General features: G+C 70.1%; 21 protein-coding genes, 1 tRNA gene and 1 pseudogene. 11 read left to right on the forward strand and 12 right to left on the reverse strand.

What is annotated here, in order from left to right; translation table 11 throughout:
- Positions 1-3 precede the first annotated feature (3 nt).
- The 5 genes from ACWDA7_RS03775 to ACWDA7_RS03795 all read right to left on the reverse strand — a co-directional run bounded on the left by ACWDA7_RS03775 (position 4) and on the right by ACWDA7_RS03795 (position 5,065).
- Complete coding sequence (locus ACWDA7_RS03775) at positions 4-2,049, reverse strand: copper resistance CopC/CopD family protein (protein WP_450602647.1); 2,046 nt, start codon at positions 2,047-2,049, stop codon at positions 4-6.
- 85 nt (positions 2,050-2,134) lie between these two features.
- Positions 2,135-2,587 carry a copper chaperone PCu(A)C gene (locus tag ACWDA7_RS03780; RefSeq protein WP_450602591.1) on the reverse strand — a complete coding sequence of 151 codons (453 nt, stop codon included), beginning with the start codon at positions 2,585-2,587 and terminating at the stop codon, positions 2,135-2,137.
- A complete protein-coding gene (locus tag ACWDA7_RS03785; RefSeq protein ID WP_450602592.1) occupies positions 2,584-3,258 on the reverse strand; it encodes an SCO family protein in 675 nt (224 codons plus the stop codon). The genes ACWDA7_RS03780 and ACWDA7_RS03785 overlap by 4 nt, the downstream gene beginning before the upstream one ends.
- Before the next feature lie 104 nt (positions 3,259-3,362).
- On the reverse strand, positions 3,363-4,112 hold the full coding sequence (locus ACWDA7_RS03790) for a YcnI family copper-binding membrane protein (RefSeq protein ID WP_450602593.1): 750 nt from the start codon (positions 4,110-4,112) through the stop codon (positions 3,363-3,365).
- Positions 4,113-4,258: 146 nt separating this feature from the next.
- Positions 4,259-5,065: a hypothetical protein gene (locus ACWDA7_RS03795; protein WP_450602594.1), complete on the reverse strand. Its 807-nt coding sequence runs from the start codon at positions 5,063-5,065 to the stop codon at positions 4,259-4,261.
- Between the two features lie 243 nt (positions 5,066-5,308).
- On the opposite strand from ACWDA7_RS03795, the gene ACWDA7_RS03800 reads away from it, so the two are divergent.
- Positions 5,309-5,764: an ATP-binding protein gene (locus tag ACWDA7_RS03800; protein ID WP_432929981.1), complete on the forward strand. Its 456-nt coding sequence runs from the start codon at positions 5,309-5,311 to the stop codon at positions 5,762-5,764.
- A 283-nt stretch (positions 5,765-6,047) separates the two neighbouring features.
- Here ACWDA7_RS03800 and ACWDA7_RS03805 read toward each other — a convergent pair whose 3' ends face one another.
- The gene (locus ACWDA7_RS03805) at positions 6,048-7,505 is read right to left on the reverse strand and encodes an aminopeptidase P family protein (RefSeq protein ID WP_450602595.1); all 1,458 of its coding nucleotides are present in this window, start codon (positions 7,503-7,505) and stop codon (positions 6,048-6,050) included.
- A 101-nt stretch (positions 7,506-7,606) separates the two neighbouring features.
- On the reverse strand, positions 7,607-9,124 hold the full coding sequence (locus tag ACWDA7_RS03810) for a PP2C family protein-serine/threonine phosphatase (RefSeq protein WP_450602596.1): 1,518 nt from the start codon (positions 9,122-9,124) through the stop codon (positions 7,607-7,609).
- Between the two features lie 481 nt (positions 9,125-9,605).
- On the opposite strand from ACWDA7_RS03810, the gene ACWDA7_RS03815 reads away from it, so the two are divergent.
- Complete coding sequence (locus ACWDA7_RS03815) at positions 9,606-10,271, forward strand: bifunctional DNA primase/polymerase (protein ID WP_450602597.1); 666 nt, start codon at positions 9,606-9,608, stop codon at positions 10,269-10,271.
- A 56-nt stretch (positions 10,272-10,327) separates the two neighbouring features.
- Positions 10,328-10,816, forward strand: a complete 489-nt coding sequence (locus ACWDA7_RS03820) for a hypothetical protein (protein ID WP_450602598.1) — start codon at positions 10,328-10,330, stop codon at positions 10,814-10,816.
- A 366-nt stretch (positions 10,817-11,182) separates the two neighbouring features.
- Here the strand turns inward: ACWDA7_RS03820 and ACWDA7_RS03825 are convergent, their stop codons facing one another.
- The 3 genes from ACWDA7_RS03825 to ACWDA7_RS03835 all read right to left on the reverse strand — a co-directional run bounded on the left by ACWDA7_RS03825 (position 11,183) and on the right by ACWDA7_RS03835 (position 14,254).
- On the reverse strand, positions 11,183-12,148 hold the full coding sequence (locus tag ACWDA7_RS03825) for a DUF5926 family protein (protein ID WP_450602600.1): 966 nt from the start codon (positions 12,146-12,148) through the stop codon (positions 11,183-11,185).
- A gap of 560 nt (positions 12,149-12,708) precedes the next feature.
- Positions 12,709-13,251, reverse strand: coding sequence for an ATP-binding protein (locus ACWDA7_RS03830; protein ID WP_359390716.1), 543 nt, complete (start codon positions 13,249-13,251; stop codon positions 12,709-12,711).
- A 193-nt stretch (positions 13,252-13,444) separates the two neighbouring features.
- Positions 13,445-14,254 carry a glycerophosphodiester phosphodiesterase gene (locus tag ACWDA7_RS03835; protein ID WP_360990842.1) on the reverse strand — a complete coding sequence of 270 codons (810 nt, stop codon included), beginning with the start codon at positions 14,252-14,254 and terminating at the stop codon, positions 13,445-13,447.
- A gap of 277 nt (positions 14,255-14,531) precedes the next feature.
- On the opposite strand from ACWDA7_RS03835, the gene ACWDA7_RS03840 reads away from it, so the two are divergent.
- The 4 genes and pseudogenes from ACWDA7_RS03840 to ACWDA7_RS03855 all read left to right on the forward strand — a co-directional run.
- Complete coding sequence (locus ACWDA7_RS03840; protein ID WP_450602601.1) at positions 14,532-16,004, forward strand: S1C family serine protease; 1,473 nt, start codon at positions 14,532-14,534, stop codon at positions 16,002-16,004.
- 95 nt (positions 16,005-16,099) lie between these two features.
- A tRNA-Ser gene (locus ACWDA7_RS03845) sits at positions 16,100-16,184 on the forward strand.
- Positions 16,185-16,655: 471 nt separating this feature from the next.
- On the forward strand, positions 16,656-17,210 hold the full coding sequence (locus ACWDA7_RS03850) for a hypothetical protein (protein WP_450602602.1): 555 nt from the start codon (positions 16,656-16,658) through the stop codon (positions 17,208-17,210).
- Between the two features lie 68 nt (positions 17,211-17,278).
- Positions 17,279-17,992 (forward strand): annotated as a pseudogene (locus tag ACWDA7_RS03855) (aldo/keto reductase); the annotation flags it as partial.
- Positions 17,993-18,212: 220 nt separating this feature from the next.
- Here ACWDA7_RS03855 and ACWDA7_RS03860 read toward each other — a convergent pair.
- Entirely contained in the window at positions 18,213-18,416 is a 204-nt protein-coding gene (locus ACWDA7_RS03860) for a hypothetical protein (protein ID WP_450602603.1), read from the reverse strand.
- A gap of 475 nt (positions 18,417-18,891) precedes the next feature.
- On the opposite strand from ACWDA7_RS03860, the gene ACWDA7_RS03865 reads away from it, so the two are divergent.
- The 3 genes from ACWDA7_RS03865 to ACWDA7_RS03875 all read left to right on the forward strand — a co-directional run bounded on the left by ACWDA7_RS03865 (position 18,892) and on the right by ACWDA7_RS03875 (position 22,266).
- The gene (locus ACWDA7_RS03865; protein WP_450602604.1) at positions 18,892-20,184 is read left to right on the forward strand and encodes an alkaline phosphatase; all 1,293 of its coding nucleotides are present in this window, start codon (positions 18,892-18,894) and stop codon (positions 20,182-20,184) included.
- A 277-nt stretch (positions 20,185-20,461) separates the two neighbouring features.
- The gene (locus ACWDA7_RS03870) at positions 20,462-20,692 is read left to right on the forward strand and encodes a hypothetical protein (RefSeq protein WP_450602605.1); all 231 of its coding nucleotides are present in this window, start codon (positions 20,462-20,464) and stop codon (positions 20,690-20,692) included.
- Between the two features lie 611 nt (positions 20,693-21,303).
- Entirely contained in the window at positions 21,304-22,266 is a 963-nt protein-coding gene (locus ACWDA7_RS03875; protein WP_450602606.1) for a DUF5996 family protein, read from the forward strand.
- Between the two features lie 211 nt (positions 22,267-22,477).
- On the opposite strand, the gene ACWDA7_RS03880 is transcribed toward ACWDA7_RS03875, so the two are convergent.
- Positions 22,478-23,347 carry a bifunctional DNA primase/polymerase gene (locus tag ACWDA7_RS03880; protein ID WP_450602607.1) on the reverse strand — a complete coding sequence of 290 codons (870 nt, stop codon included), beginning with the start codon at positions 23,345-23,347 and terminating at the stop codon, positions 22,478-22,480.
- Between the two features lie 281 nt (positions 23,348-23,628).
- Between ACWDA7_RS03880 and ACWDA7_RS03885 the strand changes: the two genes are divergently transcribed.
- Positions 23,629-23,940: a hypothetical protein gene (locus ACWDA7_RS03885; RefSeq protein WP_450602608.1), complete on the forward strand. Its 312-nt coding sequence runs from the start codon at positions 23,629-23,631 to the stop codon at positions 23,938-23,940.
- Positions 23,941-24,055 lie beyond the last annotated feature (115 nt).

Below are 24,055 nucleotides of genomic sequence, written 5' to 3' on the forward strand. Positions count from 1 at the left end.
GTCTCAGCCGATCTTCGCGTTCTTGGTGACGGTCACTTGGTCGATGTCGGACGTCCGCACGGTCACCGCGATCTTCCAGTCGCCCGCCATGGGGATCTGCACGCCGATCGCGGACCAGTGGCCGATGGTGATGTGGTCGGGCGCGACGGGCAGCGGGCCGATGCTCTTGGACTCGAGAGTGAAGGCCACCTTCACTTCGGGGACGTCGAAGGGCTTGCCGTCGGGACGCACCACGTAGAGGTGCATCTCGTTTCCGCCGACGCGGGCCGGGTCGAGGGTGAACTGCACGGTTCCCTTGCCGTCCCGGCCGCCCGTGTCGAAGGGCATCTTCAGCGACAGGGGTCCGGACCGCTGTGTCGCGGAGGCGGTGGCGGCGCTGGCCGCCTCCTCCGTGCGTCCCGGCTCGGTGGTAGTCAGCGCGGTGGTGACGGCGAGCACCACGATCGCCACGGCCGCCTCGGCGAGCACGGAGCGGCGCAGCCCCGAACGGACAGGGTCGGAGTCCCGGGTCCGCTTGGCCCGGGCGACGGCCATCGCGGCCTGCTGCCGGGCCAGCTGCGCGGCGCGCTCGGACCGCTTGGACGCTCCGGACCCCTTGCCTGCGGAGCCGCCCTCCTGGGAGGCCCCGCTCCGGCCCGCAGCCGCATTGGAAACCCTGCCCTTGGCCGACCCACGACCATTGGCCGACGCCTTGGCCGCCACGGGCGACCGCTTCTTCGACGTCGTACGCCGTACCGTCACCCCCGAGGCCGGTGCATCCGCCAACTGGGCGGTCCAGCGTCGTGAGATCCAGGCGAGGCCGACGAGGACGGCGACCAGACCGACCTTCACGAGCAACAGCCGGCCGTAGCCCGTCCCGGTCAGCGCCGACCATGAGCCGAGCTGACGCCACGACTGGTAGCCGCCGGTCACCGCGAGCGTCGCGACGCTCCCGAAGGCGAGCCGCGAAAAACGCCGTACGGACGCCGCCTCGATCGACGGCGCCCAGTACAGGGCGACGAGCAGCGACGCGAGTCCGCCGAGCCAGACGGCGACCGCCAGCAGATGCAGAATGTCCACCGGCATGGCGAGCCCGGTCTGGATGCCGGTCGAGGCGTGCTCGGCCATCGCCCAGGTCGCCGCGAGCCCCGCCGCGACGACCGTCCCGCCGACGGCGAGCCCGAAGGTCAGGTCCTTCTTCTCCGCCGCCCGTGCCGCGTCCTCCCCGTCCGAGGCGTCGTCACCCGGTGTGCTCTTCTCGTTGCCGAGCACACCGGACCCGTCCTCCTCGCCGTCGGCGTCCCGTTTCACATACGCCCCGAAGAGCACCGCGATGAACAGCGCGCCCGCCGCGAGCAGCAGCAGCCGCGAGACAAGGGCCGCTCCCGCCTTCGTCTGCAGCACCGGGCCGATCAGGGAGAGGTCGAAGATGTCCGCGACCTTCCCCGAGCCCGTGTACGAACCGCGCAGGAGCAGCAGCGCGAGCGTGGCGGAGGTGAGCGCCACCCATCCGGAGACCACGAGCCGCTGAACCGCCCGCACGCCGGCGCCCCGCTGCCAGCAGGCCAGCACGAAGGCCGCACCGCCGATCATCACGATGAACCCGGCGTAGGACACGTACCGTGCGAACCCGTAGAGCCCCCCGACCACTCCGCCTCCCGCGCCCTGGCCGGAGGCGACGACCGTGGTCGCGGACGGGGCGCCGATGGAGAAGGTGAAGGCGCCGGAGACGGGGTGGCTGTCCGCGGACACCACCTGGTAGGTGACCGTGTAGGTGCCGCGGGCCAGCCCCGCGTGCAGCTTCACGCCGTACATCGTGCCGCTCAGGTTGGACGCCTGGCCGGTGTCGACGCGCTGTCCCTTCGGGTCGAGGACCCGCAGCGAGCCGTCGGAGAGCGCCACCTTCTCGGAGAAGGTGAGGGTGACCTGGGTGGGCGCCTTGTCGACCACCGTTCCCTGCGCGGGGTCGCTGCCGAGCAGCGCGGCGTGCGCGGAGGCGGGGGCGGCAGCGCCGAACAGCGCGCCCGCGACGGCGAGCAGCAGCGCCAGCAGCACACGGACAGCCCGGATCCGGAGCGTGCGGGGGAACGCCGTGCGGACGGTCCTGGGGACGTGCCCGTCGGAAGCGATGGCCTGCGTCACGGTGATCCCTCTCTCAGTGCCCGGTCATCGGGTTGTACGTCGCCGACTTCACCGGCATCTCGACCGTGACTGTTCCGGACTTGGCAAAGTGCAGTTGCACGGACACCTTCTCGCCCTGCTTCGGCTTGTGGGTGAGCTTCTCGAACATGAGGTGGTTGCCGCCGCTCGCGAAGTCGAGCTTGCCGTCGGCCGGCACGGCGAACGACTTCTCCTCCTCCATCTCGCCGCCCTTGGTGGAGTGCAGCGTGACGTCCGAGGCGAGGCCGCTGGTGACGGAGGTGAGGGTGTCGGCGCCGCCCGAGTTGGCGACGGTGAAGAAGCCTGCCGCCAAGTCGCTGGAGACCGGGGCCGGCATATAGGCGCCGGTCACCTTCAGTTGGGGATGCGCCGAAGCGGAGCCGCCGCAGCCCGCGAGCACCAGCCCCGCCGCTATCGCCGCGGCGGCGCAGCCGAGACGGCGGTTCACGGGTTATCCCCCTTGACGATCTTGGGGAGGTCCTTGATGTAGTCGTCGACGGTCGCGTCCTCGCCGTACACCACATAGCCGCCGTCGGTCTTCGGCGAGAACGCGATGACTTGGGTGCCGTGGGTGGAGACGATCTTGCCGTCCTTCTCCTTCTTCGGCGCCTCGATGCTGATGCCGAGGCTGCGGGCGCCGGCCTGGATGGTGGCGAAGTCGCCGGTCAGGCCCACGACATCGGGATCGATGCCGCCCAGCCAGGTGCTGAGCGCGGCGGGCGTGTCGCGCTCCGGGTCGGTGGTGACGAACACGATGCGCAGCGAGTCCTTCTGCGCCTGCGTCAGCTCCTTGCTCTTCTCCACCTCCTTCTTGGCGACCGCGAGGTTGTTCATGGTCAGCGGGCAGACGTCGGGGCAGTGGGTGTAGCCGAAGTAGATCAACGTGGGCTTGCCCTTGGTCTCGGCCCTGAGGTCGTACTTCTTGCCATGGGTGTCGGTGAGGACGAGGTCCGGCTTCGCGAACGGCTGGTCGAGCACGGTCCCGGCCTTGTCCGAGCCCGGCTCCATGGAGACCTGCGCGACCGGCTTGCCGGCGCCGTCGCCGGAACCGCAGGCGGAGAGGGTGAACGCGGCGGCGGCGAGAAGGCCGACCGCGACGAGCGTTTTCTTCTTGTGCATTGAGAAATGTCCCAGATGTGAGTGCTCGGTGTGAGCCGGGGCCGTGCGCCATGCGGCACGGCGTGTCGCACGACCCCGGCGCGGGCCCGGAGGCGAGATGGAGGTCAGGCCCCGGTGATGCGCCGACGGCCGGCCAGGACGCCGTACGCCACGCCCGCCGCGCCGACGACGATGCCTACGACGCCGAGGACACGGGCGGTGGTGTCACTGCCGCCGGAGGATCCCTCGGCCGTGGTGTCCTTGCCGGGAGAGGTGGCGGAGGCGTCCTCGGCCGTGGAGCCGTGGTGGCCGGAGGAGGAGGCGGAGGCCAGTTCGAGCATCGGGGCGGGGTTCTCGGGCTCCTCCTGGCCGTCCTTCTGGAGTTCGATCCAGCGGACGGTCTCCTTGTTGGAGTACGTCTGCAGGGCCTTGAAGACCAGTTGGTCGGCGTCCTCGGGCAACGGGCCGAGGGAGAGCGGGAACTTCTGGAAGTAGCCCGGTTCGATGCCCTTGCCGGTGGCGGTCCAGGTGATCTTGGTGACGGCCTCGTCGATCTGCTCACCGTGCATCGTGAGCGGCTTGTCGAGCTTGGACTTGGTGATCTGCACCGTCCAGCCGTCGATCGGCTGCGCCATCACCGAGGCGAGCGGGTGGTCGGCCGGGAGGTTGACCTCGAGCTTGGTGGTCGAGGCGTTGTCGCGCTCGTTCGGCACCTTGAAGTCGACGACCGCGTAGCCGCCCTTGGCGGCCTGGCCCTCCGGCTGAACCGTGACGTGCGCGAACGCGGGCGAGGACAGGACGAGCACGGCCGATGCGGCGGCGGCACCGGCGACGGCGACGCGGGAAGCCCGCAGGGACCCGTTGATGGCCTTCATGGCAGAGAACACTCCACTCCGAGTGAGAGTCCGTTGATGAAGAGGGGTACGCGTGCGCAGGGGTGACCTCTGGGGCACACCACGGGCACGCGCGCATGCCGCACGACGGCAGCCCCTCCCCAAAACGGGTGGAGTGGCGCGTCGCGTCAGGCAGCGAGGAACTGAGGAGTGAAGGACGGCGGTCCGCGCCGGATCACCGTGTGCTGCAGTGCGGTCGTCCGCGCCTTCGGCGGAACGAGGAAGACGGTGTGCGGGGCGCGCGGCCCGGCTTCCGGTGTCGCCGGGAGCCCGGCCAGCAGGGCGCGCGCGAGCGCGAACGCCGACCGAAGGGACCTTACGAGCGCCCCCTCCGCGACGCCGTGCGCCGACAGTTGCATGAGCCGGGTCAGCGCCATGTCCCCGTGGCGCAGCACCCATCCGGCGGCGACGGCCGCGAGGACGTGTCCGAGCAGCATGGGCACGGAGGGCAGGACCGACCACCATGAACCGGCCGTGGCCGGGTGGTGCATGGCGGCCATGTCGGGGCCCGTGCCGAGACGTGCGTCGGTGAGGATCTTCTGGGCCTGCGCGGGGGAGATCGCCGCCGCGGTGGCGCCGCACATGATGTGCGCCGCCCGCGCCACGAGCGAGGCGTCGTACGAGGACATCGTGTTCGGGGCCATCGACATGGCACCGGAGTGCTGTCCCAGTCCGAAGAGCGTGTGCAGCGCGACCTGGCCCACCGCGAGGACCGCGGCGATGCCCGGCAGCGAACGCTCCCGCCCGGCGAGCGGAGCGGCGACGGAGAACACACCGAGGAAGCCCGCACCCAGCGTCCACAGCGGAACCGTGGCGCAGGAGGCGAGCCCGTGCCCCGCGGCAGCCAGCACGACGCAGACCGCGGCGAACACCGCGGCCCGCAGGGTCCGGAGATCACCTCCGGTGCGCACCGTGCGCTGGTGGGGGGCACTCATGGCGGCCTCATCATCCCACTGGCCACGCGGGCTTCGTACGGCAGGTCCGCAAGGTGACATCCGTACGGTTGTCGGAGGGGCGATCCGGAAGATCGCATTCTGGTGAGAACGGCCTAGCGCATACACCGGTCCGCTGCCCGGCGCATCCGCCGAATGAGCGGGATCTCGTCCGTCGGGTGATTGCGGTCCGGTACGCGCGGCAATACGTAACGGTATGTCGAGCCGCGGCCAGGAGGCTGGAGCATGAGCATCTGGTGGTCACTCCATCTGCGGCGCGAAGCTGCGAGCGTACCGCTCGCCCGGCGGCTCCTTCTGGGCACGATGGAGACCGCAGGCGTCGACCCGGACATCTCCTACGACCTTTCCGTCGCCCTCAGCGAGGCCTGCGCCAACGCGGTCGAACACGGCGGCGGCACCGCGCACGGCGGTACGTCCGAGGCATACCGGGTCACTGCCTACCTCGACGGCGAGACGTGCCGTATCGAAGTAGCCGATTCAGGCCCCGGTTTCCCCACCGGCAGAACCCGGCCCGTGATCCGGCCGGCCCGCGCCGACGCCGAAAACGGGCGTGGCCTCTGTCTCATCCAGGAACTCGCCGACCACGTCCACATCGGCAACAGGCCGGACCGGACCGGTGCGGTGGTGAGCTTCGACAAGATCCTGAAATGGAAGAAGGACGCCCCGTTGGTCGCCGTGTAGCGAGGGCCGGAGCTTTTCGGGGGAGCGGACGCGACGCGCGGCCGCAGTCCGAAACGCCGGGTAGGCGTGCGTGGGGCACCGCCCGCAGCCTGTCGTTCCGTCAAGTACCCCTCGACGACGAGCTGGTCGTACGCGGCTTTCGCAGTGCGCCTGAGGGGCCCAGCTAGGTCGTGAACCGCCGGAGCACCCGCGGCCGCGTACCCGGTGCTGCGAACGCTGATCCCCTCGTATGCGATCGAACGGCCGGGTACCGCCCTGCGGTACCCGGCCGTTCGATCGCGTATCAGCCCTTCAGGGCGGCCATCCACGCCTCGACCTCGTCGGAGCGCCGGGGCAGACCCGCCGACAGGTTCCGGTTGCCGTCCTCCGTGACCAGGATGTCGTCCTCGATGCGGACGCCGATGCCGCGGTACTCCTCCGGGACGGTCAGATCGTCCGCCTGGAAGTACAGACCCGGCTCGACCGTGAGCACCATGCCCGGCTCCAGCGTGCCGTCCACGTACGTCTCGACGCGTGCGGCGGCGCAGTCGTGCACGTCCATGCCGAGCATGTGGCCCGTGCCGTGCAGGGTCCAGCGGCGCTGCAGGCCCAGCTCCAGGACGCGCTCCACCGGGCCCTCGACCAGACCCCACTCGACCAGCTTCTCGGCCAGCACCCGCTGGGAGGCGTCGTGGAAGTCGCGGTACTTGGCGCCCGGCTTCACCGCCGCGATACCGGCCTCCTGGGCCTCGTAGACGGCGTCGTAGATCTTCTTCTGGATCTCGCTGTAGGTGCCGTTGACCGGCAGCGTGCGCGTGACGTCCGCGGTGTAGTAGGTGTGCGTCTCCACACCCGCGTCCAGCAGGAGCAGGTCGCCGGAGCGGACCGGGCCGTCGTTGCGCACCCAGTGGAGGGTGCAGGCGTGCGGGCCGGCGGCGCAGATCGACCCGTAGCCGACGTCGTTGCCCTCCACACGCGCGCGGAGGAAGAACGTGCCCTCGATGTAGCGCTCGGAGGTGGCCTCCGCCTTGTCGAGGACCTTCACGACGTCCTCGAAGCCGCGCACGGTCGAGTCGACCGCCTTCTGCAGCTCGCCGATCTCGAAGGCGTCCTTGACCAGCCGCATCTCGGACAGGAAGACGCGCATCTCCTCGTCGCGCTCGGCGGTCACCTTGTCGTGCAGCGCCGTCTCGATGGCGGCGTCGTACCCGCGGACGACCCGGACCGGGCCGGTGGCCTCCTTCAGCGCCTCCGGCAGCTTGCGCACGTCCGCCGCGGGGATGCCGTACAGCTGCTCGGACTCGGTGAGCGAGTGGCGGCGGCCGACCCACAGCTCGCCCTGGCCGGAGAGCCAGAACTCGCCGTTCTCCCGGTCGGAGCGGGGCAGCAGGTAGATCGTCGCCGAGTGGCCCTCGGAGGTCGGCTCCAGGACCAGGACGCCGTCCTCGATCTGGTTGCCCGTGAGGTACGCGTACTCGACGGAGGCGCGGAAGGGGTAGTCCGTGTCGTTCGAGCGCGTCTTCAGGTTGCCCGCGGGGATCACGAGACGCTCGCCCGGGAAGCGCGCGGAGAGCGCGGCGCGGCGGCCGGCGGTCTCGGTGGCCTGGGCGATCGGCTGCAGGTCGTGCAGCTCCGTGTCGGCCCAGCCGGACTTCATGTTCTCGGCCAGCTCGTCGGAAACGCCCGGGTACAGGCCGTTCTTGCGCTGCTTGATCGGCTCTTCGGTCTCTTCCGGGGTCTCCGGAGTGAGCTCGTCCGCCACGGTCATCCTCCTTGAATACGGCACTGGGCCTCCTCCATCGTACGGTCGTACTGAAGGGGGCTTCGGGCCCGGAGGACCTGTTACCGCAGGCAGTCGCGCCCTCACTCGAAGCGCGCGGCGAGCAGGACCACGTCCTCGGTGCCCTCCGTCCGGCCGGGACCGTCCGGCAGCACCGTCCGCAGGACGTGGTCGGCGACGGCTCCCGGGTCGACGCGCATCGGTCTCGGCACGTTCGCGGCCGCCGCGTGCAGCCGGGCGAAGGCGCGGTCCATGGGGTCGCCGGTGCGGTGCAGCAGGCCGTCGGTGTAGAGCAGGACCGTCTCGCCGGGCTCGGCGGTCAGTTCGATGCTCGGCGCCTCCCAGCAGGCCAGCATTCCGAGCGGCGCCGACAGGGAGGTCTCCACGAACTCGGTGCGGCGCGGGCCGGTCACCAGCGGCGGGCTGTGCCCGGCACCGGCGAGCGTGAGCTTGCGCAGCGCGGGCTCGCAGTACGCGAACAGGGCGGTGGCCGTCCGGGCGGGTTCGGTGAGTCGCAGCAGCAGCTCGAGGTCCGACAGGACCGCCACCGGGTCCTCGCCCTCCATTACGGCGTACGCCCGCAGGGAGGCCCGGAGCCGGCCCATCGCGGCGACCGCGCTGGGCCCGGACCCGGTGACCGAGCCGACCGCGAGACCGAGCGTGGCGTCCGGCAGGGACAGCGCGTCGTACCAGTCGCCGCCTCCGTAGGGGCCGCTGCTGCGCCGGGCGGCGAGCTGGACGCCGGGGAGCCGGGGCAGCCGGGCGGGGAGCAGCTCTTCGGCGATCGTCGCCATGCACGCGCGCGTGCGCTCGAGTTCCACGATCCGGGCCAGGTGCTCGGTCGCGTACCGGATGTAGAGACCGGCGAGGTGACGCTGGCGCTCGACCGGCTCGGCCGGTTCGTCGTAGAACCACACGGCGGCACCGAGACGGCCGGCCGCGTCGGTGGACAGGGGGAGGGCGTAGCTGGCGGCGTAGCCGAGCCGGGCGGCCACCTCGCGGTGACGGGGATCGAGCCCGTCCTCGGAAAAAAGATCGGGCTCGGCGATCTCGCGTTCACCGCCCGGCAGCCCGTCCAGGATCCGGCCGTACGACATGGAGCTGCGCGGCACGGTCTCGATGTGCCCGAGGTCGGCGCGGGCCAGCCCGAGGCCGATCGTTCTGTCGGGGCCCAGGCCGTCACGCGGTTCCAGCACGAGGAGACCGCGCCGGGCGCCCACGAGGGCGGCCCCCGCGCGCAGCACTTCCTGCAGCGCTTCGGTGAAGGCGGACGTGCGCGCCAGGCGTTCGGTGAGTTCGTGGAGTGTCGTCAGATCGGAGACCCAGCCGGCGAGCCGGTCCTGGAGGAGGGCGACCTCGCCGACGGCCCCGGGTGAGACGGCCGAGGGGACATCCGCGGAGGCAGCCGGCGGCGCGACAGTGTGTGCGGGCGGGAGAACCGTTGAATCGATTCCGGCCACTTTCGAAGGGTGAGGGGCGTTCATGGCATCCGGCTTTCGCACCGGTGCATATTGCTCGATAGCATCGCAAACCCCCATGTCAATCTGCGCCGCTAGCAGTGGCTCCACATGTACACGCACTCGTGAGGAGATGTCCAGCATTGTCCTGCTGGGATTCCTGGTGTCCGAGGGGCGCTCCTTCTCTCCTGCGCCAACGCAAAGTTGGCTTAAAACAGCCTCAGGTATCCGCTAATTGGGGTCGACTGGCCTCGTTCGACGGAGCGTCACAGCGGTCGTGATGGGTACGTACTCGGTGAAGGCCAGGGGCGGTCGGGAGCCACCCGGAACCTGGCGCCGGACCCGGGCGTCTTAACCACCGACGACCGTGCCCCATCCTCCCCTGGCGGAGGCGGAGAAGAAGAGCGGGACGGCAAATCGCCAGGTGCCGCCACCCCACGCCATACCCATGCTTGTGATGGGCGCAGTATGGACGCGGACGCAGCCAACGCTCGACCCATAGGGGTTCCCCTTGTCCAAGACAAGGGCGTGATGCGCCAGTAGGTACGCACAGTGAAGTGATCGACACATGGTGTGATGTGACCCACGGTGTTGCCAGGCGTGCAACGGAAAGGAACGAGCGCTCATGCGCGAGATCCTCGGAAGGCGACGCAGGCTCCTGTCCAGGCGGAACAACGGAAGGCCTGAGTTGATCAGCGCGGCCCTGACCTTCGCGACCCGATGGCAGTGGCCCGTTCTCCCGGGTGTCGCAGCCGACCCGCAGGGGCGAGCCCGCTGCGGGTGCCCCGACCCGGAGTGCACGGTGCCCGGCGCACACCCCTTCGATCCCGGACTGCTCGCGGCCACCACGGACGAGCGCATGGTGCGCTGGTGGTGGACCAACCGGCCGTCCGCACCCATCGTGCTGGCCACCGGGGGCCGGGCGCCCTGTGCGGTGAGCCTGCCCGCCCTCGCGGCCTCGCGGGCCCTTGCCGCACTCGACCGCAAGGGCATGCGCCTCGGCCCGGTCGTCGCGACGCCGCACCGCTGGGCGATCCTCGTGGCGCCCTACTCGATGGAGCAGCTGGGCGAGCTGCTCTACGCCAAGGACTTCGTCCCCGGGTCACTCCGCTTCCACGGCGAGGGCGGCTATCTCGCACTTCCGCCCTCGGAGACCGGCCACGGGGGGATCCGCTGGGAGCGGGCGCCGCTGCCCGGCTCCGCCTCGCCCTGGGTTCCCGATGTGGAGGCGGTCGTGGACGCCGTTGTGGAAGCGCTCACTCGTACGGGTGTGAGTGCGCCCGAGTTGTAGGGGTGTCGGGCGTTCGGCGAACCGGGCGCCCCTGATCGGCCGATATCTTCGGCCCCATGGTGATGCGTCCCGGGGGACACGGGGGTCTGGGGCACGGAAGGGGATCGCGAGCCGTCGACCGACCCGAGACCGGCAGGTTCAGGCTGCTGATGCTCATGGGCGTGGTGGCGGCCGTGGTCGCGCTGCCCCTCGCTGTGACATCCGCCGGTCCGGTCGGCGAAGCGGATCGCGCGGCGCTTCGCGAGCCCGCGCACAATGACGTGAAGCTGCCCGCCTCCGCCCGCTCCCCGCTCCTGGGCCCGCAGCTCACCACGGCCGCCCGCTGCGGTTCCCAACTCTCTTCCGCCAACGGCATCGAGGCGCAGACGTGCGTGATGACACAGGGCCAGGAGACCTGGGCACGCACGTACTACCGCAATGCCACGGGGGAGCGACTGAGTTCCGTGCTGAGCTTCATGGGCCCACAGGGGCGCAGTATCGAGATGCACTGCGCGGTGGCGCCGCGGATGACTCGGGGGCCTGTGAGACGCCACGGCAGCGGCTGAAGGGGGAGCCGGTCGTGTACTCGGTGGTCGCGGAGTTCGCCGGGGCCGAGGGGAGCGGACCGCTGCTGCTGCGCGTCGGAAGCGACACCGCCAGGGGGAACGCAGAGTAATTCGGCAGATCCGCACGGGAGTTGGCGCCGACCCGTGTTCGGGACCGTGCGCACACATGGAAAGACCCGGTTGCTGGCGACGGGGGATGCACCAGCAACCGGGCTACTGGAACGGTAACAAGAGATCGGCGGTTCGCAAATTCGGTCTCGGCTATTCGGACACGGATTCGCCGGTCGCAGACGGGACTTGTGACGGGAGTCACCTATCGCGTGAGCCCACGACGAGCTGACCGGTCGGTCAGCGGAACGCCGTGGCTCAGCTGAGCGTGACCTGGCGGTTGGTCAGTCCGCCGCGCGCCCGGCGCTCGTCCGCGGTGAGCGGCGCGTCCGAGGCGAGGGCGTCCGCGAGGCGCTCGGCGAACTCGGCCGCCGGCTTCTCGACGTCCTCCGCGCTCATTTCGCTCGGCAGGTCCCAGACCGGCACCGTGAGCCCGTGCGCACGGAAGGAGCCGACCAGACGCGTGCCCTCGCCGAGGCTCGACCGCCCGGCCGCGTGCAGCCGCGCGAGAGCGTCCAGAAGCCGCTCCTCCGGGTGCGGCATGACCCATCGCAGATGGTTCTTCTCGAGGGTCTCGCACCAGTACGCGGAGTCCACGCCCTTGAGCTTCACGGTGGGGATGGCGGCCTCGTTGGCCCGCTCCAGCGAGGCGGTCACCTCGGGGGTCGCGTTCTCCACGTCCGGGACCCAGAACTCGAAGCCGCTGTGCACCACCGGCTCGAAGGCGCCCTGCGGGTCGAGCAGATCCTGGAGCCGCGGGCCGCCGGCGGGTGCACGCCGGGCCTGGACCGGGCTGCCCGGTGCGGCGGTGAGGGCACGCTCGAGGACGTCCGCGAGATCGCGGCTGATGTCGCCCGACGCCGTGTCGTTCTGCAGGCCGAGCAGGACCGAACCGTCGTCGCGGCGCAGCGCCGGCCACGCCATCGGCAGCACCGTGGCGAGCGTGACGGAGGGGACACCCTCGGGGAGCTCGTCCCTCAGCTTCAGCTCGACGGTCGCCGCGGGCACCAGCTCGCGCAGCGCCACCCAGTCGCACTCGCTGTGAAGCCCCTCGAACGGGCGCTGCACCAGCTCGGTCGCCGCGTGCGCGGCGGCCCGACCGTGGCAGGCCTTGTAGCGGCGTCCGCTGCCGCAGGGGCAGGGCTCGCGGGCGCCGACGACCGGGATCTCGGCATCCGTGAGCTGCGGGCGCTCGGCCTTGGTCTGGGATCGCTTCTTGGCCATCGTGGATGTCTCCCGGTTACGGCTCGTTTCGTACGGGCGCGAGCCTAGTCGCTCGTACGACGGCCGACGGGATCCTGTGGACAACGCACCGAGTCGTGCCCGAAGGGATGCTTCGGCCCGGGCCGGAATCATCCGTACGGGCCTGCTCGGCGGGCGGTGCGGGAGCGGGCCGCCGTGGGCGCGAGCGCTTCGGCCCCGTTGCCCGTGTGACCGCTTCGGTCCGACTGTCGGTGGGAGTGGGTCGGTTCCGTTGTCAGGGTGACCGCCGCTGTCCGTTTGTCGGTGTGACCGTGTCGGTCTGGTTGGTGATGTGGGGGGATCGGCCCGGTTGTCGGCGCGGGCCGTCGCAGTCCGGCCGTTCAGGTCCGATCGGCTCGGTGCGGCTTTACACAGCCGACCCGTTCGAGTCTGACCGGCTCGGTGCGGGTTTGCGCAGCCGGTCGTTCGGTGCGGACGGCTCGGTCCGGACGCTCGCCGGTGCGTCGGCCGGGTCCGCGGTCACCCCGGTCGCAACGGCCTCAGCCCCGTCCTCCCGGCCGCAGGCTCCGTTCCTCGCGACCTCAGTCCACGTCCTCGAACGCGTCGGTGAAGTCCAGGTCGGGTATCTGCGACACGGGCGGCGCCGTGATGCGCGTGGCGAAGTCGTCCCGGCGGTGAGCCGTGCCGACGTCGTCCTGCACCACCACCCAGACCGTGACCTCGCCGCGGGCGTCGTCGCGTACGCCCCAGTCCTTGGCCAATGCCGTGATGATGTTCAGCCCGCGACCGCCGTGTGCGGTGACCGAGGGCGTCGCCGGTACGGGACGGGTGGGACCACCACCGTCCGTCACCTCGACCGTGAGCCGCCCGGAGACGTCGACACGCCATGCGGCGAGTACGTCCCCGTCTCCCGTCAGCCTGTCGCCGAGCGGCCTGCCGTGCCGGCAGGCATTGCTGAGTAGTTCCGAAAGGATCAGTACGGCATCGTCGATGACCGATTCCGACACGCCACCGGTTCGCAGTTGATCACGCATCCGGTGTCTTGCTTTCCCCACGCCCGCAGGACCATGGGGTACGGCCATGCTCGACGACGTGGGCACCTCCTGTGCCACCACCAACGCCACCCCCGAGACCTCCTTCGCCCCACGCCACGGTGTGAATGCCCCAATGGACTGGGGCGGAAACCGTCCGCGTACGTGTGCTGACGCACTCGTAACGGTCGAACACCATCCGAACGCGCCGGAGCACTCCTCGTAATGGAGGTGGCCGGATTTCGACGCCTATGGGGAGCAATAAAGGACCCGGAACCGATGCCTCTCAGCGACCGAGCTGGCTCAGCACCGCGCGCGGCCGGTTGGTGATGATGGCGTCGACGCCCAGCTCGAGGCAGAGGTCGACGTCCTCCGGTTCATTCACAGTCCACACGTGCACCTGGTGACCGACCTGCTTCAACCGCTGGATGTACGCCGGGTGACTGCGCACGATCCGCATGGAGGGGCCGGCGATCCTGACACCCGCCGGAAGGCGTCCGTCGCGCAGCCGGGGAGAGAGGAACTGCAGCAGGTATACGGTCGGCAGCGTCGGGGAGGCGGCCCGCACCCGGTGCAGCGAGCGCGCCGAGAAGCTCATGACGCGCACCGTCGACTCGGCCGGGGAGGCCGGGGACTCCAGGCCGAATCGCTTGAGCAGGAGCAGCAGCCGCTCCTCGACCTGTCCCGCCCAGCGCGTCGGATGCTTCGTCTCGACGGCCAGGTGGATGGTGCGTCCGGCGTCGGCGATGAGTTCGAGCAGGCGCTCCAGGGTGAGAACCGAGGTGTCCTCCGGGTCCTGAGGGCGGTGCTCCCAGTCCGGCTCCTCGTCGCGGCTCTTCCAGGAACCGAAGTCCAGGGCGGCGAGGTCGGCGAGCTCCAGCGCGGAGACCGCCCCGCGGCCGTTGGACGTACGGTTGACGCGTCGGTCGTGAACGCAGACGAGATGTCCGTCCGCGGTCAGCCGGACATCGCACTCGAGGGCGTCGGCACCGTCCTCGATCGCCATCTTGTACGCGGCCAGGGTGTGCTCGGGGGCCTCTTCGGAGGCTCCTCGGTGGGCCACCACCTGGACCAGGTGCTGTCGTGCGTGGGTCACCGCGTCATGGTGCCACCGTCACGGGGCATGTGTGGGGTCGGAAGGCGACGCCAGGGCGTCGGCGAGGCGTCGGGAATGCAGATTTTTGTTCGGACAGATCCCATATAAAGGTAGGTCGGCGACTCACAGCCACCGCTTATGGTGGCCTGACGTCCGGTGGGAAAAGCTTGACGGCGTACAACAGACTGGCACAGCTGAACGCGCCCGGCGCCGCGCAGGGTGAGCGAAGGCGCCGGAACGAACCCAGAATGACTGCCGTGGAACGAGGAGAAGAGCTGTGAGCACCGAGAACGAGGGCACTGCGGTCCCCCCGGCCCCGTCTGCACCCCCCGTGCCGGTGGACGCTCCCGCTTCCGCGCCGGGCGCGGCTCCCGAAGGGCACACGCCCGCGGCGGATGCGCCCCGGCACGACGGGGGCAGCGCCGCGCCCGCGGGGAGCACACCGTACGGGCCCGGCGCGCCGCAGCAGGAAGGCGCGCCGACCGCTCAGTTCCCGCAGGGACAGCCAGGAGGTTTCTCGGCCGCCGAGGCAGGCTGGCCCCCGCCTCCGCCGGCCACTCCTGCCTACGCGGGTGGCGGCGCGGGCGGCGCCTGGGGTGCCTCGTACCAGGCGCCCGCACCGAAGCCGAGGAACGGCCGCGGCGGTCTGGTCGCGGCGGTCCTCGTCGCCGCGCTGGTCGCGGGCGGTGTCGGCGGCGGCATCGGTTACCAGCTGGCCAAGAACGACGACTCCGGCGGTTCGACGACCGTCTCGGCCGCGACCAGCGGCGGTGACGTCAAGCACGACAACGGCTCGGTCGCGAGCGTGGCCGCCAAGGCGGTGCCGAGCACGGTGACCATCGAAGCCGAGAGCTCGAACGGCCAGGGCGGCACCGGTACGGGCTTTGTCTTCGACACCCAGGGCCACATCGTCACCAACAACCACGTCGTCGCCGACGCGGCCGACGGCGGCAAGCTCACGGCGACGTTTCCGAGCGGCAAGAAGTACGACGCCGAGATCATCGGCCATGCGCAGGGCTACGACGTCGCCGTCATCAAGCTCAAGAACGCCCCGTCGGACCTCAAGCCGCTCCCCCTCGGTGACTCGGACAAGGTGTCGGTCGGCGACGCGACGATCGCGATCGGCGCGCCCTTCGGCCTGTCGAACACGGTGACCACCGGCATCGTCAGCGCCAAGAACCGCCCCGTGGCCTCCAGCGACGGCAACTCCAGCAGCAAGTCGTCGTACATGAGCGCCCTTCAGACGGACGCCTCGATCAACCCGGGCAACTCCGGCGGCCCGCTCCTGGACGCCCGGGGCGCGGTCATCGGCATCAACTCGGCCATCCAGTCCACGAGCAGCGGCGGGCTGGGCAGCAGCAGCCAGTCCGGCTCGATCGGCCTTGGCTTCGCGATCCCGATCAACCAGGCCAAGTACGTCGCCCAGCAGCTGATCAAGACGGGCAAGCCGGTCTACGCGAAGATCGGCGCCACGGTGTCGCTGGACGACAGCACCGACGGCGCGAAGATCACCGACCAGGGCTCGGGCGGTTCCTCCGCGATCGAGGCGGGCGGCCCCGCGGCCAAGGCCGGCCTCAAGCCGGGCGACGTGATCATCAAGCTGGACGACAGGGTGATCGACAGCGGCCCGACCCTGATCGGCGAGATCTGGACCCACCAGCCCGGCGACAAGGTCACCATCACCTACCAGCGCGGCGGCCAGTCCCACACGGTGGAACTCACCCTGGGCTCCCGGGCCGGCGACAGCTGATCCCGGCCATGGGGCCGCGCGACCGACGCTGAACCACGCGCGCGTGTGCCACCCGTTACTCTTGTCCCCGCGCCCGCCGATCCCGGCGGGCGCGGGGTGGGTTGCCCGAGCGGCCTAAGGGAACGGTCTTGAAAACCGTCGTGGCGCGAGCCACCGTGGGTTCAAATCCCACACCCACCGCGCAGGTGAACGGCCCCTGACCAGTAGAGATGGTCGGGGGCCGTCGTGCTGGGCGGTGCCCGTCCGCCACCGCGATTCCCCGTGGTTCCCCGTGCGATCGGGCACGGATGGGGCACGGCACCTTCTGATCCGTAGCTCTACAGAGATCGGTCATTGAAGGTCATACAGGCTGCCGGGCGGCTCATGAGGGCGGGTGTGGGGCGCTGCCGGTTGCTGGGGTTGCTGTACTTCGCTGCTGTACAGCCGCGCACCTCCAAAGCACAGGTCGCGGGAGTGATACGCCCTGATCACGCTTGCGTCGCGGCTGGAACCCCGTTCACATTGCGACCTTGACTTAAAATCGCACTTAGGTCAGCCTTACCTAAATCTCGCCTGTGATTGCCCTATGAGTCGTCTGTGTCCGTGCTGCCCTCGGAGTCATCCGTGTCCCCTCAGGCGGCGTCATCCGTGTCCCCTCAGGCGGCGTCATCCGTGTCCCCTCAGGCGGCGCCCGCCCGGCGGCTGGGGCTGTACGACACATGGTGGACAGTCGGAGCGGCCGCGCTCGCCGCCTGCCTGGGCCTCTCGGCCTGCGCCTGGATATCCCTGCACCTGCAAGTGGACGCCGCCCTCCACACCGTGGTGCTTTTTGCTCACCTGGCCTCGCTCGTGCTCGGCTTCGGGGCTGTCTTGGTGACCGACTACTACGCGCTCCTGTATCTGACGGGCCGGTGCACCCTGCGCGATGCCCTGAACAGCACGGCCCACCTCCACGTCCCCATCTGGACCGGCCTTGCCGGTCTCGTGGCCAGCGGCGTGATGCTCCACCCAAACCTTGGCTCTGCCCTCACCCGCATCAAGTTGGGGCTGGTGCTCGGCCTCACCCTCAACGGCCTCCAGGCCGGCCTCCTGAACAGACGCATGCTGCAACAGGGCAGTGGTGTGTTCACGCCGCGCCTCTTGGCCTGGGGAGCCGCGACGGCTCTCGTGTCTCAGGCCTGCTGGTGGGGCGCCGTGGTCATCGGATTCAGCAACAGTCAGCACTAAGGGCGGCGGAGTCTTAATGACCCAGTCAAGCGCCGTTGGCCGGAGCTGCTTTGGCGCGAGTGATCATGGGGCATGACGGCCGTCCCGAGGCGGTGAAGAACTTCCTCGCCTACTCCCTGACCCGGCTGGGCACCGACCACATCGACATCTACCGTCCCGCCCGGCTGGACCCGGCGGTACCCATCGAGGAGACGGTGGGCGCGATCAAGGAGATGATCGACGCCGGCTACGTGCGGCACCTCGGCCTCTCCGAGGTCGATGCGGCGACGATCCGCCGGGCGCACGCCGTGCACCCGGTAGCCGACCTGCAGATCGAGTACTCGCTGATCTCGCGCGCGGGGGAGGCGGACATTGTGCCAACACTGCGGGAGCTGGGCATCGGCCTGACCGCCTACGGTGTCCTCAGCCGCGGCCTCATCTCCGGGCACTGGTCCGCCGACCGCACCGCCGACCCCGGCGACAGCCGCGCCTTCAGCCCACGGTTCACGAGCGGGAACGTGGAACACAACCTCGCGCTCGTGGAGGCTCTGCGTCGGATCGCCGAGGCGAAGGGGTGCACCATCGCCCAGCTCGCCATCGCCTGGGTCGCTGCACAGGGCGAGGACATCGTGCCGCTGGTCGGCGCTCGCACCCGCGAACGGCTGGCCGAGGCGCTGCCCGCGCTGGAGTTGGACCTCACCACGGACGACCTCGCCGAGATCGACAAGGCGGTGCCGCCGGGCTCGGCGCGCGGCGATCGATACCCGTCCGCGTTCATGTCCAATCTCGGCGCGGGGAACTGAGTCCGGCTCTCCCGGCGGGGTCCGCTCCGGGGCGGGTTCCGTCGGGCTTTGAGCCACGGTCAATCGCACCGCCCAGGCGAACGGCCCCTGACCAGGCACTTCGGTCAAGGGCCGATGCGTTGTGCGGTGCCCACTCGACACCGTGGTTCTCCGTGATCCCCCACACGATCGGGCACGGATGGGACTCGGCAACTTCTGATCCGTAGCCCTACGGGCACAGTCAGCCTTCGCCGTGACTGGGTGCCGTGAGGTCCACCCATATCCACGGCTCGTACTGCCACGTGCGTACTTCGCCGATGACGAGGTCGACGGTCGCTCCAACTGGCGGCAGTTCCTGGGCGAGTCGCTGCACTCCGGGTTCCCTGCCGCGGGGAATGACGTCCAGCGAGGCGCCCACGGGCTCGTATTCATGGAGTTCTGCCATGAGGCCCCATGGCTCGTGACTGGTGATTGTTGCCTGGACTGTCTCGCCTTGACGGAGCTCGCTGAGGGGGCGCCTCGATTCATTTGCCATGGCGGCATCGTCCCTCCTCGACCCACCACCCGCTCCGGCTCCCAGCACTACGGAAGACGGGCACAGCGCCGCGCACACCATGCGACCGAAGAACGCGCCCAACCCCTGGTCACGCCCTCGACCCCGCAGCGGAATGCGGAGTCCCGACACAGTGCTGACCTGCGACATCAACCGGATGGGGCGTGCCGTCGCGGGGGTGCGGGGCGTGCGGCCGGGAGGGGACGGAGTCCGTTTTCGCGTGAGCTGTTCGAACAAGTATGGCCTGCGCCTTTACCTCCCCCTGAAGATCTCGTCGCGTGCCGGACATCTTCTCTTGGTCAATCACCTCCCAAAGCTCCTTATGTTCGCGGTCAAGCAATGGGCAAGAACACCAACGGAGGATGTTGTGTCCCAGGATGTTCGTAGGGCGCGGCGGTTCGCCGCTCCTGCGGCTGCCGCAATCGCCGCGGCCGTCGTGACGATGGTGGTCAACCCGACGCTGGGCGCGTCGGCTTCGGCTCCGCACGCCCCGGCCAAGGCCAAGGCCCCGGCTGCCAAGAACGTCATCTTCATCAACGGTGACGGCATGGGCGCCGCGATGCGCCAGGCCGCCCGCCTGCACTTCACCGGCCTCGGCGGCCAGCTCGCGATGGACAAGCTCCCCGTCTCGGGCCAGCTGACCACCGAGCCCGACGACCCGAAGGCCGTCGTCACCGACTCGGCCGCCGCCGCCACCGCGTGGGCCACGGGCGAGAAGACCTACAACGGCGCCATCAGCGTCGACGTCGACGGCAACCCACTGGCCACCCTCGGCCAGCAGGCCAAGGCGGCCGGCAAGGCCACCGGTCTGGTCACCACAGCGCAGGTCACCGACGCCTCGCCGGCGGCGTTCTTCGCCAACACCGCCAACCGCTCGGCGCAGGACGAGATCGCGCGCCAGTACATCGAGGTCAGCAAGCCCGACGTCATCCTGGGCGGCGGCGAGGACTGGTGGCTGCCCGCGGGCGACGCCGGCGCGTTCAAGGACCAGCCCGCCGAGGACCCGTCCGAGGCGAGCAAGGGCACCAAGGGCGACCTCATCAAGAAGGCCCAGAAGGCCGGTTACTCCTACGTCTCCAGCGCGGATCAGCTCAACCGCGCCAAGGACGGCAAGCTCCTCGGCCTCTTCGCCAACGAGGAGATGTTCCAGCAGCGCCCCGAGGGCCAGGGCGACGTGTACAGCCCGGTGGTCGGTCTGTCCATGATGACCAGCAAGGCGCTGAGCACGCTGGACAAGAACAAGAAGGGCTTCTTCCTCATGGTCGAGGAGGAGGGCACCGACGAGTTCGGTCACTCGAACAACGGCACCCGCGTCCTGCAGTCCATGCAGGAGCTGGAGAAGGCCGTGGCCGTGGCCCGCGCCTACGTCGCCACCCACCCCGACACCCTCCTGGTCGTCACCGGTGACCACGAGACCGGCGGCCTGGCCGTCGAGGAGTCGGACGCCGCCGACGAGTCCGGCACCGGCATCTCCGCCGAGGACGGTCCGTTCACCATCCACGGCAGCGAGAAGAGCTTCTACATGGACTGGACGACGTCCGGCCACACCGGTGTGGACGTGCCCGTGACCGCGGCCGGCCCGCTGTCCGACCGCTTCACCGGCAAGCACGCCAACACCTACGTGTACGACGTGCTGCGCCAGGCCCTGACGCGCCACTGAGTGACGCGCTGAAGGCGGATCCCCGGGGTGCGATCACCCCGGGGATCCGCCGTCTTCACTGAGCGCGGGGCGACGTCACCTGTCCCGCGGCCGTCCTGTGGCCACTTCGGCATCTGCCAGGTGCGCACCACAGGGGAAGCCCCGGTGGCGCGCTTCCCCGTCCGGGCATCGATGCTGGTTCAGCGGCCGTGGCCGATGGGTACGCTTCCGGGCAGCCTCTGATGATCAGTGCCTGGGCGCCATGTCGCGCGGCGCAGAGGTGGAGGAGGGGGTGACCATGGTCTACCTGGTACTGGCTGCGTCGGCGGTCGGGGCCGTCATGGCGGCCGCCATGATCGTGCTGGTGCGTCGTGAACGGCGCCGGTCGGTTTCGAGTCCGGAAGCGCGGCGAATCGAAGCGGCGGCTACGAGGGGCCTGCGTGATGCGCGCCGCCAGGCGCATGCCTACCAGCACTTCAGCGACTCCAGCGGCGTCAGTGCCCTGCGGGATCGTGACTCCCGCTCGTAAGACCGTCCGCTCGTAAGACACCGTCAAACTCTGCGGCGGCACCCGAGCGGTCTTGAAAGCAGAGACAGCCGCCCCCGACAGAGATCGGGTCGCGGTCGGCCTGGTCGCCGACACTCCCACCATCACGACCGCCGTCGCGGCATGCGTGCTGGCGGCGCGGCCGGCATCGTCTTCCTCACCGCAGGGAACGTCACGATCCAGCTCGCCTCCGATCCCGACCACCGCGGCCGGGTGACCGCCCGCGTTCATCGGCAGCACCCCCATCGGCTCGCCGATCATCGGCGCACTCTCCGACGCGGCCGGCGCCCGCTACGCGCTCCTGCTCGGCACCGTCGCGTGCCTGTGCGCCGTGGTCATCGGCAGCCGGCCCCCGGGCAGAGCCGCTGACCAGCACAGGGAATGACCGCCGCGAACACCGCGCGCCGACCGCCCACCACATCGGTCCCTTCTGGTCGGTCCTGACCCTGGGGAATAGTCTGGGCATATCGGATGTTTTTGGGCAGTCTGCTCGTCGGTGCGGGTGCCAGGGGCGGTGATCGGGGCACGGTTTCGGCCACGCCGGGAGCGGGCGACTGCGAGCCGCCGGAGCGGTGGGGCCCGTGGGAGGCACGATGGCCGCGCACAAAGCACACACCGGGCACAAGACGGAGCAGGTCGGGACCTGGCCACGATTGCGAGTGGCCGACTGGGTCGAGGCCCGGGACACACTGCACATGTGGACCCAGATCGTCGGCAAGATCCGGCTGGCCCACGCACCCATGGTCAACCACTGGTGGCAGGTCGCCCTCTATGTCACCCCCCGGGGGGTCACCACGTCCTCGATCCCGTACCGAACCGGGGCGTTCGAGATCGAGTTCGACTTCGTCGACCACCGGCTGGGCATTCGTACCAGCGACGGAAGCAGGCGTGAGCTGGTGCTGGAGTCCAAACCGGTGGCCCGGTTCTACGCCGAGATCATGGGTGCGCTGGGAGAGCTGGGCATTCAGACGCGGATCCACCCGCGGCCCAACGAGGTGGAGCCCGCCATCCCGTTCGCGGACGACTACCGGCACGCCTCCTACGACCCGCACGCCGTGCGGCTGTTCTGGGGCCAACTGCTGCAGGCGAACCGGGCTTTCGGCGAGTTCCGGTCCCAATTCGTCGGCAAGGCAAGCCCGGTGCACTTCTTCTGGGGGTCGATGGACCTGGCCTGCACCCGCTTCTCCGGGCGGCCCGCGCCGCCGCATCCCCCTGGCGGTCTCCCCAACGTGCCGGACTGGGTGACGACGGAGGCCTACTCCGTCGAGTTGGCCAGCTGCGGGTTTTGGCCCGGCGGCGGTGAGGAGGGCGCGTTCTACGCCTACGCCTACCCCGAACCGGCCGGCTTCCCCGGGTACCCGGTCCGGCCCGCAGCGGCGTCGTACCAGCGGGTGAGCGGTGAGTTCGTGCTGCCCTACGAGGCGGTTGCCGCGGCCGCCGATCCGGACCGGGCGCTGGGTGAGTTTCTGCACAGCACCTATGAGGCGACCGCCGAGCTGGCCCACTGGGACCGGGCAGCGCTCGAGGTCCGCCCCCACCACTGGGAACACCACTGACGGCGGAGATGCGGCCTGGCCGCCTCGGCACCGGCCAGGCGGTCAGTGACGCCCACTCGATCATGGGTGCGGTGCGTGGTCACGGAACCCCGCCCCGTAGCCGCCGGCCGCCCGAGAACCGGACCCCCGGCGGCCGGCGGATGTCATGACTGCCGTCGTCGTGTACGCACCGTCGACGCACGCGGCCGACGCCGGTGGCCGGTGAAGCCGGTCATGGTCGCGCCGTCATCCGGGCCGCCGACGCGATCGTCGAATGGGCCTCGCGCGGGGTGAGACCGGTGCGGACCGCCGCGTCGATCAGGGCAGAGGTCAGTTCGGGGCCGATGCCGTTCTCGTACGCCCGGCAGGCGGCCCAGAAGAGGCGGGTGTTGCGCTGGCCCTCGTGCGCCGCGAGGACGAACTGGACCAGGCCCTGGCCGTGCCGGCCGGTGGACGACGGCGTGGGGTGGCGGGTGCGCGGCGAGGGTGTGAGCAGGTGCAGCAGGGCGGGCGGGCAGGGTGCGGGCGGCAGGTGCGCGGTGCCCGGGGCGGTGCCGTACACACCGCGCTCGGTGCGCGATCCGGGGCCGACCAGATAGCCGCCTGCGCCGCGTACGTCGATGCCGGGGGCCAGGCGGCTCGCGGAGTTCGGCACGACGACGTCCGGCGGTCCGCTCAACCACAGGTGGCGGCCGCCGCTCGGGGTCAGCACGACCACGGTGTCGGGGATGGTGAACAGGTGGCGCAGGGCGAGTTCGCGCAGCGCCACCGAGGAGTCGGTTCCGGACTTGGTGTCGAGGTCGATGCCGATGAGGTGATGGGGATGGAGGCCGCAGGCGATGCCGTAGCCGGTGGCCCAGGGCGCGGCAGCGAACAGTTCGCGGATGCGGCGGGGGTCGATGGAGGCGTCGTACACACCGTGTCCGAATCGGCCACATTCGCCGTGGCAGGCGCGGGCCGTCGGATCGGGGTCGTCTCGGTGGGGGGAGCGCAGGGCCGGCAGCTTCGTCCGGGACAGCGGGATCACCGCGAGGCCGCGCTCCGCGGCGGACAGGGCGTGGGCCAGGGCCAGAGTGGTGGCCTGCCGGTCGATGGTGGCCATGCCTCTATGTTCGTACGCATGTTCGAAAAAAGGAAGGGGGTGAGGTGGTCGAACGCCGGTCAAGAAAGGTGAAGCACGGCGAAAGGGGTTTATCGACATTTCCTCACGCTTGAGGGCGAATCACGTCTTGAGGGGCGATTCGGCGGGGGTCCGGGGGGCAACTCTGAAGTCGCGACGTCGTACACCGTCCGGGGCAGTCGGCCAACTCCCCTGGAATCAGAACTACTTCACGCACGTGCCGGCCACCGCGCCGGAACATACGGGGTCCTGGAGGAAAGAACATGGCAACCATCCGTACCGCCCGCGTCCTTGCCGCCGTGGCGGCAGTGCCGCTGGCCGCGGCGCTCTTCACGGGCGTCGCCTCGGCAGACAACGGCGCCTACGCGGACGACGGATCGAACGCGGCGGCTGCGAGTGTCTCCCGCAGTGGGGTCGGACGCGACAACAACGGCAACTCCTCCACCACGCAACAGCAGGCAGTCGGCTTCGGCGCCTCGAACCGGAGCAACACCGCCCAGGTGAACCGCTCGGCGTTCACGGCCATCGACCAGAGGAACGAGAACGTGCTCATCAACTTCAGCCACCTGTGGTGAGCGAGGGGCCGGTGCCCCGACATCGGTCCTGAACTCCCGTGACATGTGCTTTCAAGGGTGATCACGCGTTCGCGCGGCGGTACTTCGGTGCCGCCGCGCGGGCGTTTCCGCCCCA

The sequence above is a fragment of the Streptomyces sp. NPDC001156 genome, assembly GCF_053598275.1.